General features: G+C 44.5%; 19 protein-coding genes. 3 read left to right on the top strand and 16 right to left on the bottom strand.

Features of this window, described 5'->3' with window-relative positions; genetic code table 11:
* Positions 1 to 9: 9 nt before the first annotated feature.
* The 3 genes from NST16_RS20495 to prfA form a co-directional block, all read right to left on the bottom strand.
* Positions 10 to 297 (bottom strand): DUF5316 family protein, encoded by a 288-nt coding sequence (locus NST16_RS20495; protein WP_024123177.1) that lies wholly within the window; start codon positions 295 to 297, stop codon positions 10 to 12.
* A gap of 73 nt (positions 298 to 370) precedes the next feature.
* Positions 371 to 1,237 carry a peptide chain release factor N(5)-glutamine methyltransferase gene (gene prmC / locus NST16_RS20500; RefSeq protein WP_268504416.1) on the bottom strand — a complete coding sequence of 289 codons (867 nt, stop codon included), beginning with the start codon at positions 1,235 to 1,237 and terminating at the stop codon, positions 371 to 373.
* A 1-nt stretch (position 1,238) separates the two neighbouring features.
* Positions 1,239 to 2,309: a peptide chain release factor 1 gene (gene prfA / locus NST16_RS20505; protein ID WP_010332247.1), complete on the bottom strand. Its 1,071-nt coding sequence runs from the start codon at positions 2,307 to 2,309 to the stop codon at positions 1,239 to 1,241.
* 121 nt (positions 2,310 to 2,430) lie between these two features.
* On the opposite strand from prfA, the gene gloA2 reads away from it, so the two are divergent.
* Together gloA2 and racA are read left to right on the top strand one after the other, a co-directional pair.
* Positions 2,431 to 2,820 carry an SMU1112c/YaeR family gloxylase I-like metalloprotein gene (gloA2, locus tag NST16_RS20510; RefSeq protein ID WP_173400511.1) on the top strand — a complete coding sequence of 130 codons (390 nt, stop codon included), beginning with the start codon at positions 2,431 to 2,433 and terminating at the stop codon, positions 2,818 to 2,820.
* 121 nt (positions 2,821 to 2,941) lie between these two features.
* Positions 2,942 to 3,496: a chromosome-anchoring protein RacA gene (racA, locus tag NST16_RS20515; RefSeq protein WP_326331920.1), complete on the top strand. Its 555-nt coding sequence runs from the start codon at positions 2,942 to 2,944 to the stop codon at positions 3,494 to 3,496.
* Positions 3,497 to 3,531: 35 nt separating this feature from the next.
* On the opposite strand, the gene NST16_RS20520 is transcribed toward racA, so the two are convergent.
* From NST16_RS20520 to spo0F, 11 genes are all read right to left on the bottom strand, one after another.
* Positions 3,532 to 4,488, bottom strand: a complete 957-nt coding sequence (locus tag NST16_RS20520) for an AEC family transporter (RefSeq protein ID WP_010332250.1) — start codon at positions 4,486 to 4,488, stop codon at positions 3,532 to 3,534.
* An 80-nt stretch (positions 4,489 to 4,568) separates the two neighbouring features.
* Positions 4,569 to 6,266: an oxaloacetate-decarboxylating malate dehydrogenase gene (gene malS, locus NST16_RS20525; protein WP_340888573.1), complete on the bottom strand. Its 1,698-nt coding sequence runs from the start codon at positions 6,264 to 6,266 to the stop codon at positions 4,569 to 4,571.
* Between the two features lie 288 nt (positions 6,267 to 6,554).
* Positions 6,555 to 7,142, bottom strand: coding sequence for a thymidine kinase (locus tag NST16_RS20530; RefSeq protein WP_168748980.1), 588 nt, complete (start codon positions 7,140 to 7,142; stop codon positions 6,555 to 6,557).
* Between the two features lie 88 nt (positions 7,143 to 7,230).
* Positions 7,231 to 7,431 (bottom strand): 50S ribosomal protein L31, encoded by a 201-nt coding sequence (gene rpmE, locus NST16_RS20535; protein WP_003151132.1) that lies wholly within the window; start codon positions 7,429 to 7,431, stop codon positions 7,231 to 7,233.
* Between the two features lie 118 nt (positions 7,432 to 7,549).
* Entirely contained in the window at positions 7,550 to 8,833 is a 1,284-nt protein-coding gene (gene rho, locus NST16_RS20540) for a transcription termination factor Rho (RefSeq protein WP_010332253.1), read from the bottom strand.
* A 30-nt stretch (positions 8,834 to 8,863) separates the two neighbouring features.
* Positions 8,864 to 9,025 carry a hypothetical protein gene (locus tag NST16_RS20545; RefSeq protein WP_032731180.1) on the bottom strand — a complete coding sequence of 54 codons (162 nt, stop codon included), beginning with the start codon at positions 9,023 to 9,025 and terminating at the stop codon, positions 8,864 to 8,866.
* A 213-nt stretch (positions 9,026 to 9,238) separates the two neighbouring features.
* Positions 9,239 to 10,204 carry a class II fructose-bisphosphatase gene (glpX, locus tag NST16_RS20550; protein WP_010332254.1) on the bottom strand — a complete coding sequence of 322 codons (966 nt, stop codon included), beginning with the start codon at positions 10,202 to 10,204 and terminating at the stop codon, positions 9,239 to 9,241.
* A 31-nt stretch (positions 10,205 to 10,235) separates the two neighbouring features.
* Entirely contained in the window at positions 10,236 to 11,525 is a 1,290-nt protein-coding gene (locus NST16_RS20555; protein ID WP_168748981.1) for a UDP-N-acetylglucosamine 1-carboxyvinyltransferase, read from the bottom strand.
* 376 nt (positions 11,526 to 11,901) lie between these two features.
* Positions 11,902 to 12,540 (bottom strand): fructose-6-phosphate aldolase, encoded by a 639-nt coding sequence (gene fsa, locus NST16_RS20560; protein ID WP_010332256.1) that lies wholly within the window; start codon positions 12,538 to 12,540, stop codon positions 11,902 to 11,904.
* 117 nt (positions 12,541 to 12,657) lie between these two features.
* A complete protein-coding gene (locus tag NST16_RS20565; protein WP_003235826.1) occupies positions 12,658 to 13,515 on the bottom strand; it encodes a class II fructose-bisphosphate aldolase in 858 nt (285 codons plus the stop codon).
* Positions 13,516 to 13,695: 180 nt separating this feature from the next.
* Positions 13,696 to 14,070 (bottom strand): sporulation initiation phosphotransferase Spo0F, encoded by a 375-nt coding sequence (spo0F, locus tag NST16_RS20570; RefSeq protein ID WP_003227621.1) that lies wholly within the window; start codon positions 14,068 to 14,070, stop codon positions 13,696 to 13,698.
* A 165-nt stretch (positions 14,071 to 14,235) separates the two neighbouring features.
* Between spo0F and NST16_RS20575 the strand changes: the two genes are divergently transcribed.
* Entirely contained in the window at positions 14,236 to 14,757 is a 522-nt protein-coding gene (locus NST16_RS20575; protein WP_340888579.1) for a DUF2529 domain-containing protein, read from the top strand.
* A gap of 82 nt (positions 14,758 to 14,839) precedes the next feature.
* Here NST16_RS20575 and pyrG read toward each other — a convergent pair whose 3' ends face one another.
* Positions 14,840 to 16,447 (bottom strand): glutamine hydrolyzing CTP synthase, encoded by a 1,608-nt coding sequence (gene pyrG, locus NST16_RS20580; RefSeq protein WP_010332258.1) that lies wholly within the window; start codon positions 16,445 to 16,447, stop codon positions 14,840 to 14,842.
* 240 nt (positions 16,448 to 16,687) lie between these two features.
* Positions 16,688 to 17,108 (bottom strand): DNA-directed RNA polymerase subunit delta (gene rpoE, locus NST16_RS20585; protein WP_340888580.1); only part of this gene is annotated, 421 nt, incomplete at its 5' end.

Genomic DNA, 17,108 nt, shown 5'->3' on the forward strand with positions numbered 1-17,108 from the left:
CCTTTTTCATTAGATCAAAACGGTCAATAGATAACATAGAATAGAAGGTATGGCAGCAACAAAGAAAGCAGCTGATATTTTCAAACGGGCTGTCCGGCCTTCTTTGGTTTCTGAATGATAATTTGCCCGCTGGTCGCTTCCGCTTACAGCCAAACCCGATGTCACAATGGCAAGCCCGATCAAAACAAGAGATGCAATGCCGAAAATGAATTCATAAGAAATCGCTTGCGCAAAAATCGAACCCACCATACTTTCAATGGCAATAAGTAAAATTCCTGCTGTCAGGGCCTTTTTCATCTTTTACATCCCCTTTGCTGGTGTTAAAACAGCTTGATGGTCCCGTTCTTATCTCAACTCACCAGCAAGCTGCTTATTTATTCTTATGAATTACCGCGCATATGGTTCTGTCTTTTCCGTTAATATCCTTCAGGACTTCAACTTCCGCATCCTCAAACGCATGCAGAATCAGCTCTTTTACAGCTGCGCCCTGCTTCCACCCGATTTCAAAGACGACAAGCGCGGTATTCTTCATCACCAGCGGAATGGCTTCCATAAACCGCTTATAAAATTTCAGCCCATTTCCGCCGTCAGTGAGAGCATGCAAAGGTTCATGGAAACGGACAATCTCAGATAAATCGGCCATTTCTTCTTCAGAAATATACGGAGGGTTTGAGACAATAATATCCGCTTTTTTTCCTGCCTTTATAAAGGGTTCAAGCAGGTCGCCTTGAAGAAAATGCACCTCCGCTCCGAGCTTTTCAGCGTTGGCTGAAGCAACGTCCAGCGCCTCTTTGGAGATATCAATCGCTGAGACAGAAAAGTTTTTGTTTTCCAGTGCAAGCGTGACGGCTATTGCGCCGCTTCCGGTGCCGACATCTACCACATCGAGCTGTTCTCCTTCAGAAAAGACACTTCTATATTTCTCAAGAAGATGGTAGACAACCTCTTCCGTTTCCGGACGCGGGATCAGCACGTCATCATTTACTATAAATTCACGGCCGTAAAAAAACTCTCTTCCGATAATGTACTGAACCGGTACGCCTTCTTTGTGCATATCGACGTGGCGTTCAAAGCGATACAGTTCATCTTCGCCGATCGGTTCCTGTAAGCTGGCGAGCAGCTTGCTTCTATCCATTCCGGTATCATAAAGCAAAAGCAGCTCAGCTGCATTTTCTTCTCTTCCCGCTTCCGTTAAATAAGAAGAAGCCCATTTCAGGGCTTCAAATATTGTCTTCATCTTAACTATCCGCCTGCTGAAGTTTGCTTGCCTGATCTTCTACGATCAGTGCTTCAACCACTTCGTCCAGTTTTCCTTCAAGAATCTGATCAAGCTTTTGAATGGTCAGGCCGATTCTGTGATCCGTCACACGGTTTTGCGGGAAGTTGTATGTGCGGATACGCTCAGAGCGGTCACCTGACCCGACAGCCGATTTCCGTGTTTGATCATATTCAGCTTGAGCTTCCTGCTGAAATTTATCATAGATTCTGGCGCGGAGAACCTTCATCGCTTTTTCTTTGTTCTTGATTTGAGATTTTTCATCCTGACATGATACGACAACGCCTGTCGGCAAATGCGTCAGACGAACGGCAGACATTGTCGTGTTCACGCTTTGTCCGCCCGGTCCGCTAGAAGCAAACGTATCAACGCGGATATCCTTCTCATGAATGTCAACCTCTACCTCTTCGGCCTCAGGAAGACATGCTACTGTTGCAGTAGATGTATGGATACGGCCGCCTGATTCTGTTTCCGGAACACGCTGAACACGGTGAGCGCCGTTTTCATACTTGAGCTTAGAATATGCACCGCTGCCCGTAATCATAAAGATGATCTCTTTGTAGCCGCCCGTTCCGGTTACACTTGCTTCCATGACCTCGGTTTTCCAGCCTTGAAGCTCGGCATAGCGGGAATACATTCTGTACAGGTTGCCTGCAAATAAAGCGGCTTCCTCTCCGCCTGCCGCTCCGCGGATCTCCATGATAACGTTTTTATCATCATTAGGATCTTTCGGAATCAGGAGCACCTTCAGACGTTCTGACAGTGTTTCAGTTTCTTTCTGAAGTTCAGAAATCTCTTCCTTCACCATGTCGCGCATCTCAGCATCAAGCTTATCCTCAAGCATCGCTTTTGCATCAGCCAGCTGTTCTGACGCATCTCTGTATTGTCTATATACGTCAACTGTTTCTTGTATATCAGATTGCTCTTTCGAATATTCTCTAAGCTTTTTGGGATCGTTGACAACTTCTGGATCGCTTAAAAGCTCATTTAATTTTTCATATCGTTCTTCGATTGACTTTAAACGGTCTAACACGGTCTTCACCTCTGTTTTCCTGTGCGTAACATTCTCATTATAGTATAGGGACTATCGCCAGTCAAAAGCATTTCAATCCCAGTTAAAAAAGCCTCCTCTGCTATACTGAAAAAGAGGAGGGATCGTATTGCTTACATCTATACATCATATTGCAATCATATGCTCGGATTATGAAAAGTCGAAAGCTTTCTACGTACATAAGCTCGGTTTTCAGGTGATACAAGAAACATACCGAGAAGAGCGCGACTCCTATAAGCTTGATTTGTCGCTTAACGGCTCGTACGTCATTGAGCTGTTTTCGTTCCCTGATCCGCCCGCACGTCAAACCCGGCCTGAAGGTGCAGGGCTCCGACATCTTGCCTTTACGGTCAGCAGCTTAGATCAGGCTGTTCAGGAGCTTCACGAAAAAGGAATCGAGACAGAGCCGATCAGGACAGACCCGCTGACAGGCAAGCGGTTCACCTTCTTTTTTGATCCCGATCAGCTTCCGTTAGAGCTGTATGAGCAATAATGGTTTTTGAGGAAAAAAGGGGGATGCCCACTTTCTTTGCCGAATCTTTTCTTGTTTTGTCTAATGGGAAGGGAACCGCTCCCCATGGTCGAATACCTAGCTAAAAAGGAGGTATGGGATCATGAATACAAATATGGTAGCAAGTGAACTCGGCGTCTCCGCAAAAACAGTGCAGCGGTGGGTGAAGCAGCTGAACCTTCCGGCTGAACGGAACGAGCTCGGACACTATTCGTTTACGGCTGAAGATGTGCAAATCCTGAAATCTGTTCAAAAACAAATTTCTGAAGGCACGGCGCTTCAGGATATTAATGTGCCGCGGAGCAATAAGAAGCGCACAGGCTTCCTTGTCCAAAAAACAAACAGTGACACAGAGAAAAGACTCGAACAGCTCGAACAAAAGCTGGACACCTTATTACAGCAAAAACAGGAAGAAAACGGGCTGCTGGCAAGAATTGAGGAATTGGAACGCCAGCTTAAACAAAAAGCCGATGAAGGCGTATCCTATCAGCTTCTGCAGCACAGAAGAGAAATCGATGACATTCTTGCCGACCTGCAATCAATGACCTCACAAATGAAAGAATTCACCGCTCAGCCGGCCCCTGAGACTGCTGCTTCATCCGAAAAAATAAAAACAAGAAAAAAACCGCTGCTGTCACTGTTTAAATTTCAAACGTAAAGTAAAAAAGCTCCCCGTAAAGGGAGCTTTTTTGATTACGCAGTAAGCGCAATAATAATTGGAAGTGAAATCAATGACAGAATCGCACTGATCACAAACGCAGTCGCAGTTTCTTCCTCTTGTTTCTCGAAACGAGTCGCAATCATGGCTGCAACGGCAGAACCAGGGAATGCAACAAGAAGGATCGCTTTTGTTGTTTGGTCAGCTGGAAGTCCGACTGCAAGAGCAATCAGGAACATTAACGCAGGCTGAACCGCGACTTTTAGTAACGCAATACCGATAGCCGGCAGACTGAGTTTAATCTTACGAATACCAACGGTAACACCGACAGCAAAGAGAGCAACACCAGATGTTGTACTACCAAGCTGATCAAGCATTTTAACACCCAGCTCAGGAAGAGTGACACCGCAAAGCACTAGAATCATACTGATTAAAGGAGCTGCTGCAAGTGGCTCGGAAAGACCATGCAGAATGGATTTCCCTGTCATCTTCCAAAAACTGTCGCCGCTCTCTCCGTTTTTCTTAGAAGACTCACCCACTGTAGCTATAATAATCGCAAGCGGATCAAGAATCGCGTTAACAACGATACCTGTTACAGCGATCGGAATCGCAACCTCTTGCGCACCGAACAAGCTTCCCAATACAGGAATACCCATAAATGCGAATGTCGGCTGTGCAGAGTTCAAAGAAAACACGGATGAGTTCGTTAAATCATACTTAAAGACAAATCTGCAAACCAATAAAATGATGATATAGAAACCAACAATCCCGATCAGTAAAGAAACCATTAATGGAACTTGTGATAAAAATTCACTTCTGGAAGTTGTCAAAATACCAGCGATAAAGTGAGCTGGAAGTGCGTATTTCGTTACTAACGTACTTACCCCTTTTGCTGACTTGGCATCATAACTTCCGAAATGTCCTGCAAACCAACCCAGCACGATAACAAAGAAGATCGGTGCCAGGAGGATTAAGATATCTAAGATGCTCAAAATATTCTCCTCCAAATCCTATGTCCGTATACTTTAGCTTTATACAAAGCTTTCCCTCGGACAGAAAAATTACACGCTTATTATTTTGCGATGACTTTTTTGTATTCAGGTGTCCACATTGCATCAAGAACAGCTTGTTTTACATCTTCAGGCTGACGATTTGCTACGCCGTCTTTAATCGCTGCTTCAGCTACAGCAATGGCAACTTGAATAGATACTTCTTGAAGCTTGTCGATGCTTGGAAGCAATCCAGCTCCAGGTGTTTCAAAATCAACCATTTCAGCAATCGCATCAGCTGTTGCAGCAAACATAGCAGGTGTAATAACACGCGCTTCAGCTACGATTGAACCAAGGCCAAGACCAGGGAATGCGAATGCATTGTTAGATTGTCCGATTTCATAAGAAACGCCATTGTACTCTACATTGTCAAATGGGCTTCCTGTTGCTACAAGCACTTTTCCGTCAGTCCATTTGAACAGATCTTCAGGAACAGCTTCTGCAAGATGAGTCGGGTTAGACATCGGCATGATCACCGGACGGTCTACGTGAGATGCCATCTCTTTCACAATTTCCTCTGTGAACGCTCCTGAAACCCCTGAAGTTCCGATTAAGATCGTTGGTTTCGCTTGGCGAACCACTTCATCGAATGGAATTTGGCCTTTTTCATCGCGTTTCCAGTCTTTCACTTCTGCTGCACTGCGAAGGTAAGGTTTTTGGAAATCAAGGATGCCTTCTATATCGTCTGTTAACAGGCCTCTGTAATCAAGTGTGAAGAACGCTTTGTTTGCTTCTTCTTCAGATAATCCAGCAAGCACCATTGTGTCACGGATCTGGTCAGCAATACCGATACCAGCTGAACCTGCACCGAAGACAACTACACGCTGATCTTTAATAGAAGCGCCTGTTTTCTTCATAGCAGCAAGCACACCAGCTAGTGTAATTGCGCCTGTACCTTGAATATCATCGTTGAATGTCAGGATTTCGTTGTTGTATTTTTTCATGATATTGCGCGCGTTTTTGTTACCAAAGTCTTCCCAGTGAAGAAGCGCTTTAGGGAAGAATTTAAGCGCAGCTTTTACATACGCATCAACGAATTCTTCGTAACGTTCATCAGAGATACGTTCATGATGGTTACCAATGTATAAAGGATCATTTAAAAGTTTTTCGTTGTTTGTACCGACATCAAGCACTACAGGAATAACACGGCTAGGGTCAATACCAGCTGCAGCAGTGTAAACAGCCAATTTACCGATAGCGATGTTAATACCGCCTACTCCCCAGTCACCGATACCAAGGATACTTTCAGAGTCAGTTGCAACGATAAGATCAATATCGCCTGCTGTCGCATGAAGGTTTTCAAAAGCCTTTTCAATACCGTCAATGTTGTCGATTGACAAGTAGATACCTTGAGGTCTTCTGTATTCATGGCTGTATTCTTGAATGGCTTCACCAACTGTTGGTGTGTATACAACAGGAAGCATTTCACGCAGGTGATTTTGCAGCAATTTATAGAAAAGAACTTCATTGCGGTTAGCAAGATCATTTAAGTAAACATTTTGACGAAGGCGGTCTGGCTGAGCTTTAAATTGCTCGTATGCGCGTTCTGCTTGTTGATCAAGAGAAAGTACAGTTGGCGGAAGAAGTCCTTCTAAGCCAAGTTCTTGTCTTTCTTCTAACGTAAAAGCAACACCTTTGTTTAAAGTAGGAATAGACAAAACTTCTTTTCCTCTTAATGTTGTTTCTAAATGGCCTTCCTTAGTTTTTTTTATGTTATTCAAGCAAATCTCCTTCTTTCTTGAAATAGTTAACCAGGTTAAGTAATAACTCATCTAAAAATAACCGATCATGATCTTTATGCGACTTTGTGACAATTATTCGAACAATGTCTCAAAACTATTTACATTACGTTAGTTATTTTATGCCTGTCAAAATCAAAATTCAAGGGAAGAAAATTACTTAATTTTTTAATACACTTATTTAAATTTTTTAATTGATTGTTGTCAGAATATAAAAAAAAACACCAGCTTTTCGGCCGGTGCTTTCTATCTTTTTACCCATGTTTTGCATTAGTTTTTAGATTTTCCCGGAACTTCGTGGTGGTGTCTGCATCTTGCTTCATAGGATTCAGACGCACCCACCAGAATGACCGGATCATCATAAGAAGCCGGCTTTCCGTCAATGAGCCGCTGTGTTCTGCTTGCCGGTGATCCGCAGACGGAACAGACAGCCTGCAGCTTCGTCACACTTTCAGCGATGGCCATAATATCCGGCACAACGCCGAACGGCTCTCCTCTGAAATCCATATCAAGACCTGCTGCGATCACACGATATCCTTTATCGGCAAGTGCTGATAAAACATCAATGATCGCCCGATCGAAGAATTGAACCTCGTCAACTGCGATCACATCCGTGCTCTCACTGATATGATCCCAAATGTCCGCAGCCGAAGAAATGGCATAGCTCGTCATAGATGTTCCATTATGGGAGACAACAGCATCTTCGCTGTATCGATTATCAATCACAGGTTTAAAGACCCTGACCTCCTGCTTGGCGTAAGTTGCTCTCTTCACTCTTCTGATCAGCTCTTCAGATTTCCCCGAGAACATACTGCCGCAAATCAGCTCAAGCCACCCGCTTTGCTTCATTATGTACATTGGCTCTGCTCCCCTCTCTCTGCCAGCTGTGTTTTTGACATACAAAAAACAGGCAAGAACTGCTTCTTGCCTGTTGAAAAATCTATTATTACTTAAGACCGTATTTTTTATTAAAGCGATCAACACGACCATCAGCAGAAGCGAATTTTTGACGGCCAGTGTAGAATGGGTGGCATTCAGAGCAAATCTCAACGCGTACCTCTTCTTTTACTGAGCCTGTTTCAAATTCATTTCCGCAAGCGCATTTAACTGTTGCTTTTTTGAAATTAGGATGAATTCCTGCTTTCATTGTATCCATCTCCTTCCGCCCTGAATCCCGTGTGGAAACAGAGTTATTATTTCGGAGCAATGTCCGAAACGCATATGAGAAAATTATATCAGTGATTTACTTCTTTTGCAAATAGATTTTATCGTCTGGCTGATGATAGATTTGCTTGCTTCCATTCTTGATTGAGAATATCGAAAAATTCCTGGTTTGTTTTGGTTTTTTTCATTTTTCTCATGAATTTTTCCGCGAAATCAGGCGAATCTGACATCGTTTTGCGGATAGACCATAAACGGTCAAGATGCTCTTTCGGCACAAGCAGCTCTTCCTTACGCGTTCCAGAACGGCGAATATCGATTGCAGGGAAGATGCGGCGTTCTGCCAGAGAGCGGTCAAGATGAAGCTCCATGTTGCCCGTTCCCTTGAATTCTTCATAGATTACATCATCCATACGAGATCCTGTATCAACAAGAGCAGTGGCCAGGATCGTTAAGCTTCCGCCTTCTTCGATATTTCTCGCTGCCCCGAAGAAACGCTTCGGACGGTGGAACGCTGCCGGGTCAATCCCTCCGGACAGTGTTCTTCCGCTCGGCGGAATCACTAGGTTGTAGGCGCGGGCAAGGCGTGTGATACTGTCCATCAGGATAATAACGTCTTTCTTGTGCTCAACGAGGCGCATAGCGCGTTCAAGCACAAGCTCGGCTACTTTGATATGGTTTTCCGGCACTTCATCAAACGTTGAGCTGACGACATCCCCAGCAACAGAACGCTCAATGTCCGTAACCTCTTCCGGTCTTTCATCGATCAATAGGACAATCAGCTCTGCTTCAGGCTGGTTCGCTGTAATGCTGTTGGCGATTTCCTTCAGCAGCATCGTTTTCCCGGCTTTCGGCGGCGCTACAATCAAGCCGCGCTGGCCAAAGCCTACCGGCGCCATCATATCCATAATTCTTGTAGACAAGAAATTCGGTTTTGTTTCGAGCACCATATGGCGGTCTGGATAAAGTGGAGTAAGGGCTGGGAAGTGAACACGCTCTTTTGCAGATTCCGGATCATCTCCATTTACTGCTTCAACGTGCAAAAGTCCATAATAACGCTCATTTTCTTTTGGCGGGCGAACTTTGCCTGATACTTTGTCTCCATTCCGCAAATCGAAGCGGCGGATTTGTGAAGCTGAGATATAAATGTCTTCAGAGCTTGGAGAATAGTTGATCGGTCTCAGGAAGCCAAATCCCTCTGATTGGATGATCTCAAGAACACCTTCCATAAACAAAAGATCTTCCTGTTCTGCATTCGCTTTCAGAATAGCGAAAATCAGTTCTTTTTTTGTCAGTTTGCTGTAGTAGGAGATTTTATAATGTCTTGCAAGTTCATATAGCTCTTTCAATTTCATATTTTCCAAAGAGGAAATAGATACGTCTTTCATAAAAACACCACGCTTTTCATAGTCAATATCTTACTTTACACATGTAATCTGCTGCTTTTGCACAACATCCGCCAAAGCACATTCTTTTTTTAACATAAAGGAACTTCTATCGGTAACACTTCCACCCATGATCGGCGCTTTTGTTAAAAGGATTGTCTTAATGAGTTTTGAAGGAAGCGAGGACAAAAACATGAGAAGATCAATACTTATATCGTCTGATGCGGTAGAAATTGAAACTTTCCTAGTGCTTAAAAGAAGGAATTACGCAGTTAAAAATCGCAGCACTCTTTATTTTTACCTTATTTCAAAAAATTATTCAACTGAAATAAGGTTTTGACACGCAATTGATAGGGTTGTCTCTTATTTGCAAAAGAAAAGCGGGTCAACACCCGCTTTTTCTCTTTGTTATGGACGGATTACGAGATTTGGTTTTTTCTTCAGGCTGTGTCTGCCGTCAACAAAACGGACGGTGCCTGATTTCGCACGGATGACCAAGCTTTCAGTCGTGCCGACAGACCCTTTGAATTGAACGCCTTTTAACAGCTCCCCGTCAGTTACGCCGGTAGCCGCAAAAATAGCGTCATCGCCTCTCACAAGGTCTTCCATACGCAGCACTTTGCTCAAATCAAGTCCCATTTTGTTGCAGCGTATGATTTCTTCCTCGCTTTGCGGAAGAAGTTTACCGATAATTTCTCCGCCTAGCGCTTTTAACGCTACAGCAGATAGGACACCTTCAGGAGCTCCGCCTGATCCGAACAGGATGTCTACGCCTGTGTGGTCGAAAGCCGTGTTGATGGCGCCTGCGACATCCCCATCATTGATCAGTTTGATTCTGGCGCCGGCCTCACGAAGCTCAGAAATGATTTTTTCGTGTCGATCGCGGTTTAAAATGGTAGCAACGACGTCCTCGACGTCTTTGTTTTTCGCTTTTGCTACCGCTCTAAGGTTATCAATGACTGGAGCTTCAATATCTATGCAGCCCACCGCTTCTGGACCGACTGCGATTTTCTGCATATACATATCTGGAGCATTTAAAAGCGTGCCGTGGTCAGCAACTGCAATAACAGTCAGCGCGTTCCAACCGCCGCTTGCTAAGATGTTTGTGCCTTCGAGAGGATCAACAGCGACATCGACGCGCGGACCGTACCCGTTTCCGAGTTTTTCCCCGATATAAAGCATCGGCGCTTCGTCCATTTCTCCTTCTCCGATCACAACAGTTCCTTTCATCGGGACTGTATCAAAAACGTCTCTCATTGCGCTTGTTGCTGCTTCATCAGCCTCGTCTTTCTTTCCCCTGCCCATCCATCTTGCTGATGCTAATGCCGCAGCTTCAGTCACACGGACCAATTCCATTGATAAACTTCTTTCCATCTCAACACGATCTCCTCTCGCAAATAACCAATTAAGAATTTTGCAGCTGTTCTATCTCTTCATCAGTCATTCTCTCGCGCCAGATTGTGGCTCCCAAACCCTCTAGTTTCTTCTCTAGGCTGCTGTATCCGCGATCAATATGCTCCAGACCTGTAATTTCTGTGACACCGTCAGCCATCAGCCCGGCAACCACTAAACAGGCTCCGGCCCGCAGATCGCTCGCCTTCACCTTAGCGCCTTGAAGCTCGACAGGACCCGTGATGATTGCAGATCTGCCCTCTACTTTCATATTAGCGCCCATTCGTCTCAGCTCATCAATATGTTTGAATCTCGCCGAATAGATGGTGTCAGTCACGACGCTTGTCCCTTTTGCTCTCGTCAAAAGCGCCGTCATCGGTTGCTGCAAATCAGTCGGAAATCCCGGGTATACTAGGGTTTTTACATCAACCGGCTTAAGATTTTTCTGCCCTCCGACAATGAGCAGCTGGTCGTCGCTTGTCTCAATGTGAAAGCCCATTTCTCTCAGCTTTGCTGTTAAGGACTCAAGGTGAGTCGGGATGACATTATCAATGATGACCTCTTTGCCCATCGCAGCTCCTGCAATCATAAATGTTCCGGCTTCAATTCTGTCCGGAATGATCGTATGTTTGCAGCCGTGCAGTTCCTTTACGCCATCGATTCGGATGACGTTGGTTCCAGCACCTTTGATTTTTGCGCCCATGCTGGTCAGCAATGTCGCGACATCAATAATCTCCGGCTCTTTCGCAGCGTTTTCGATGATGGTTTTTCCTTCTGCCAAAACAGCCGCAAGCATAATGTTAATCGTTGCCCCGACGCTTACGACATCTAAATAAATACGTGCGCCTCTCAGCCTTTCAGCGCGCAAATAAATCGCGCCCTGTTCATTGGTCACTTCAGCTCCGAGCGCTTCGAAACCCTTGATGTGCTGGTCAATCGGACGGGGGCCCAGGTGGCAGCCGCCAGGCAATCCGATGACGGCCTGTTTAAAGCGGCCGAGCATCGCCCCCATTAAATAATAAGACGCGCGCAGTTTTTTCACTTTTCCGTTAGGAAGCGGCATGCTGATCATTGATGTGGGGTCTACAATCATTTCCCCATTCTCAAAATGCACATTGCCGCCGATTTCCTGTAACAGGTCACGCAGCGTTTCAATATCTGAAATCTCAGGAAGCCCTTCTATTGTCACCTCGGAATTTGCCAAAATGGTTGCTGGTATTAATGCAACAGCACTGTTTTTAGCGCCGCTGATGTGTACTGTACCGTTTAACGAGTCACCGCCGGCAATATTCAACTTTTCCATGATAGTCTCCTTCCATAAGAAGATAGCTGCGGAGCTAAATAAAATGGCATTTTATTCTGTCTCTGCAAATAAAGCTCATGTCCAAAATCTAGCCAATTCGAAGAGAAAGAATACAACACATTGTAAAATATCAGGAAGAAAATAGCGAAGCTTTGCGGGGGGCATAGGTTTCAAAAAATCGACAGAGACCCGCCGGCTTTAGAGACATCTTCGTCATCCGGCAAAAGCAGCACGCAACCCTCATTCCGATATCAGCTTCTGCAGCCCAATGATTCCTTCTCTGTAAGCGGCATGCATCTGAAGGTCCGCTGTATCAGGATGGTGAAAAACAAAGGCCGCGGCAAACAGGCATACACTCTGTTTGCCACCGCTTAAATTACTTGTTCCAGTCTGCCAGGAACTGTTCGATTCCTTTGTCTGTTAACGGGTGCTTTGTCAGCTGATAAATGACTTTAAGCGGCATTGTGCCGATATGAGCCCCTCTTAATGCAGCTTCAGTTACATGCTGAGGATGGCGGATTGACGCCGCAATGATTTGCGTATCAAGCCCGTGGATATCAAAAATCTGCTTAACTTCTGAAATCAGGTCAAGCCCGTTATGGCCGATGTCATCTAAGCGGCCCAAGAATGGAGATACATAGGTAGCGCCCGCTCTTGCAGCAAGAAGCGCTTGGTTTGCATTGAAGATCAATGTAACATTTGTTTTAATGTTTAAGTCAGTAAGTGCTTTTACGGCTTTTAAACCGTCAGCCGTCATCGGGATTTTCACTGTGATGTTCGGAGCGATTTTCGCCAGTTCTTTTCCTTCCTCAATCATTTCCTCAGCTTTCAGAGAAATAACCTCGGCACTTACAGAGCCCGGAACAACTTCTGTGATTTCACGAAGACGGTCATGGAACGATACGTTAGCTTCTTTTGCTACTAAACTAGGATTCGTTGTTACACCGGCAAGGATTCCTAATTCATACGCTTCTTTAATCTCATCGATATTGGCAGTATCAATAAAAAATAACATTTACAAAAGCCTCCCAGAGTAAGAATTTTCAGAACTGTGAATATGATTGCGCTTTCTAAAGATAGACGGAAAACCGCCTGTCAAGCTGTCAGGCGGCTATAAAAAGTTCCAATTGAATTAAGCTTGGTTTGAAGAACCAAATTCACGCATTTTACCGATAACAGTTTCTTTAATCGCTTCGCGAGCAGGTCCAAGGTATTTACGTGGATCGTACTCGTCAGGCTTAGCTGCTAATGTTTCGCGAACAGCTTTTGCAGAAGAAATTTGGTTTTCAGTATTTACGTTGATTTTAGCTGTACCAAGTGAGATTGATTTTTTGATGTCAGCAGTCGGAATTCCAGTACCGCCGTGAAGAACGAGCGGAAGACCAGTAGACTTTCCGATCTCTTCCATTTCTTTGAAACCAAGGTTTGGCTCACCTTTGTAAGGGCCGTGAACAGAACCTAATGCAGGTGCAAGGCAGTCGATGCCAGTGCGCTCAACAAGCTCTTGGCACTCTTTAGGATCAGCGTAGATTACGCCTTCAGCGATAACGTCGTCTTCTTGTCCGCCGACTGTTCCAAGCTCAGCTTCTACAGATACTCCGTGGAAATGAGCAAGCTCAACAACTTTAGAAGTTGTTGCTACGTTTTCTTCAAATGGATGGTGAGAAGCGTCGATCATTACAGATGTGAAACCTGCATGAATCGCTTTCGCACAAGATTCAAAGCTTGAACCGTGGTCTAAGTGGATCGCAACAGGAACTGTCACTTTGTACTCTTCCATTAGTGCTTTTACCATAGCTACGACTGTTTTGAAGCCGCCCATGTAGCGTCCCGCACCTTCGGAAACACCAAGGATCACTGGAGATTTTTCTTCTTCAGCTGCTTGTAAAATCGCTTGAGTAAACTCAAGGTTGTTTAAGTTAAATTGTCCTACAGCATAACCTTTTTCTTTAGCTGTATTCAACATTTCCGTCATTGAAACTAAAGGCATGTCGAATGTCCTCCTTATGTAGCCTGATTGTCTTCTAGCGAAAAAAGCTTTCCACCCTAGCATGACCCATAATTTGCTGTCATATGTAAATACACAGATCGCTTTTTCTCCATAACTAGAATACCAACTTTTCGACAAATCGGCAACACAATGACCTCATTCAATTGTTTCTTCTTTTTGTCAGTTAGACTTCAGGGGCAGATATTTTTTGACGGCGTCTCTGATTTCGTCGATGTCAAACGGCTTCGCAAAGTGCGTCAATGCGCCCAGTTCCTTTGATTCTTGGATCATATCGAGTTCTCCGTAAGCCGTCATGATAATCACGCGGATGTTTTCATCAATGACCTTCATCCGTTTTAAGATTTCGATTCCGTCCATACCCGGAATTTTCATATCCAGAAGGACAAGGTCCGGGCGTTCTTTTGTCACGATATCAAGCGCTTGAAGGCCGTTCGCAGCCTGAAATGTCTGATAGCCCTCTTTATTGAACACTTCGTTAAGCAAAATACGTATTCCGTATTGATCATCAACGATTAAAATTTTTTCATTCATCATTTTACACCCCAATATTATGATTTTCGTCAAAAGTAAGCAGTAGTTTATGTATTCTGTTTGATTTTCCTATTTCCTTTAATTATAATAGTCTACTTTACGACATTTTCTGAGCATTTTCTCTTTTGTTGTATACTGTTATTGTACGTTATAAAGGAGGATTCACTTATGTTGAAAATATTTACAACACAGTTAACAGGTATTTTTTCCCGCATTCAGGATAAGGAATCTGACGCGATTGAAGATGGGGCGCGATTGCTCGCTCAAGCGGTGATCAGCGGGCATTCCATCTATATATACGGGGCTAATGAGCTTCAGGGCATCTTACATGAGGCAACCGAAAGCAAAGAACCGCTTCCTTCCGTCAAAGCGTTTCCCGCTAACGCTGATGATGTGACAGAAAGCGACAGGGTGCTGATGTTTTGCTCAGGGACAGGTACAGATGAAGAACAGGTGCTCGCGAAAGAGCTTTATGAAAAAGGCGCGGGGGTCGTCTGCGTATCACCGGCAGCCAAAGACAGCGCCGGAATCGAACAATATTGCGATGTGCATATTGATTCAAAGCTGAAAATGCCGCTTGTTCCCGATGAAGACGGCACCCGCTACGGCTTCCCTTCATTAATGACAGCATTGTATGTCTACCATGCTCTATCATTTACATTAAAAGAAATTCTGCAAGAGTATGCATAATCACTTATTGTACATGCTGTATCTTGCCGGAAACAAATAAAAAAGACTTGTCCGCTTTTGACAAACGGCAAGTCTTTTTTTATTATTTCTGATTTGCAGCTTCAACAGACGCTCCGATAAAGCCTTTGAATAATGGCTGAGGTCTTGTCGGTCTAGACTTGAACTCTGGGTGGAACTGAGAAGCCACGAACCAAGGATGGTCTTTCAGCTCGATAATTTCAACAAGGCGTCCGTCCGGGCTGGTGCCTGAGAATACGAAGCCTTGGTCTTCCATTTGCTGTCTGAATTCGTTGTTGAATTCATAACGGTGGCGGTGACGCTCGTACACCACTTCATCCTGATACACTTCAAATGCTTTCGTGCCCTCTTCAAGCTTACAAGGGTAAAGGCCGAGGCGAAGTGTTCCTCCAAGATCTTCAACATCCTTCTGTTCAGGAAGAAGGTCGATAATCGGGTATTGAGTTGACGGATCAATCTCAGCAGAGTGAGCGCCTTTTAAGCCTAATACATTTCGGGCATACTCAATAGATGCAACCTGCATACCTAAGCAAATGCCCAGGAACGGAATGTTGTTTTCGCGCGCATATTGTGTCGCAATGATTTTACCTTCAACACCGCGGTCTCCGAAGCCGCCCGGTACGATAATACCGTCTGTGCCGCTAGTAAGCTCTCCGATGTTGCTTTCTGTTACTTCCTCAGCGTTAATCCATTTCACTTTTACATCTGTGTCAAACGCGTAGCCCGCGTGACGAAGTGATTCAACGACAGAGATATAAGCGTCGGGAAGCTCAACATATTTTCCGACAAGTCCGATTGTGATTGTTTGAGACAGGTTGCTGACCTTGTTCACAAGCTCTTTCCACTCGGACATTTCCGCCTCTTTGCATGCCAATTGCATGTGCTCGCAAACAAGCTTATCAAGTCCTTGTTTTTGAAGCTCAAGCGGAATGGCATAGAGGTTGTCCGCATCTTCACATTCAATAACCGCTTTTGTATCGATGTCGCAGAATAAAGCGATTTTGTCCTTCATATCTTGAGAAATCGGCATTTCTGTACGAACAACGATAATGTTTGGCTGAATGCCCAGGCTTCTTAATTCTTTTACGCTGTGCTGTGTCGGTTTCGTTTTCAGTTCACCGGCAGCTTTAATGTAAGGCACAAGTGTACAGTGGATGTACATCACGTTTTCACGGCCGATGTCACTCTTCATTTGGCGGATGGCTTCAAGGAATGGCAGGGATTCGATGTCTCCTACAGTACCGCCGATTTCTGTAATCACGACATCCGCGTTTGTTTCTTTACCCGCACGGTATACGCGGTCTTTCAGTTCGTTTGTGATGTGCGGAATAACCTGCACTGTTCCGCCGAGGTAATCTCCGCGACGTTCTTTTTTAAGAACTGTTGAATAGATTTTCCCTGTTGTTACGTTGCTGAATTTATTCAGGTTGATGTCGATAAAACGCTCATAGTGCCCGAGGTCTAAGTCTGTTTCAGCGCCGTCATCTGTTACGAATACTTCACCGTGCTGGTACGGGCTCATCGTTCCCGGATCAACGTTGATGTATGGGTCGAATTTTTGAATTGTGACGTTCAGTCCGCGGTTCTTCAGCAAACGCCCTAATGAAGCTGCTACAATACCCTTTCCAAGTGAGGATACGACTCCCCCAGTTACAAAAATATATTTCGTCATTTCGTTTGCTCCTCTCTTCGCTCTAAGCTACATTTCTTAAAATGTACCGTTTTATAAGAAATCATTTAGCCTTTTAAATGATTTATAAGAAAAATGAGGGGTGAAAATAAGAAAGCTCCCTTTCAATTTCTTGAAAGGGAGCATAACGTTCTATGTTCTCTCTTCGTTTTTGAAGAGCCCAAAATACATACTACCTAGTTCGACTATGAAAGTCAAGATCGATTTGGGGATGAAATTCTTTTACGATTTTTTATCCTCATCGCCTTCATCATAGTCATCATCTTCTTCTTCTTCTTCTTCTTCGTCATCAATGAGATCCTCGTCAATTTCGAGCTCGTCATCGTCGTCTTCATCGATATCGTCAAACTCATCAGCATCGAGATCAAGTTCTTCCTCAACCTCAGCTAAATCGAGGTCGTCTTCGTCAACCACTTCAAATTCATCAAGATCAAGATCTTCTTCGACGGCTTTTTTGGCTTTTTTCTTTTTCGCCTTAACTGTCGGCTGTGTTTCTTCATCTAGCTGATCGTACGGATACCAGCTGCGAAGACCCCAATTCTGGTCAGAGAGCGCCAAGAAACGGCCGTCAATGTTTAAATCTGTATAAAATTGTGCGACGCGGTCTCCTAACTCTTCTTTTTTCACGCCGAGCAATGATGCA

This window comes from Bacillus sp. FSL K6-1005 (assembly GCF_038000225.1).
Classification (GTDB): Bacteria; Bacillota; Bacilli; order Bacillales; family Bacillaceae; genus Bacillus; species Bacillus mojavensis.